The 300-nt window shown below is 69.3% G+C and carries 1 protein-coding gene; it reads right to left on the reverse strand.

The window, feature by feature from the left end; translation table 11 throughout:
* Positions 1–300 (reverse strand): GNAT family N-acetyltransferase (locus EN807_RS34405; protein WP_135938083.1); only part of this gene is annotated, 300 nt, incomplete at both ends.

Below are 300 nucleotides of genomic sequence, written 5' to 3' on the forward strand. Positions count from 1 at the left end.
ATCGGGCGTCAGCGGCCGGATGTCGCCGCTACCGGCGAGACCTGCGGCATGGCCGCTGTAGCGGAGCGTCTCGTAGGCGGGCTGAAATCCCATGCGCCGATAATTGGGCTGCTGCTCGACGACACCGTCGAGGCCGATCGTGCGATTGCCGAGCCGCGCCATGCCGGCGTCCCACACCGCCTTGCCATGCCCCTCGCCGCGCCGGTCGGGTCGGCAGATATAGAGGCCGATGAAGCCGAAGCGGTCGCCATAGGCGACGGCCGAGATGCCGTCCACCATCTGGCCGTCGACGAAGGCGCC

It is taken from the genome of Mesorhizobium sp. M5C.F.Ca.ET.164.01.1.1, from assembly GCF_004792125.1.
In the GTDB taxonomy this organism is placed as follows: Bacteria; Pseudomonadota; Alphaproteobacteria; order Rhizobiales; family Rhizobiaceae; genus Mesorhizobium; species Mesorhizobium wenxiniae.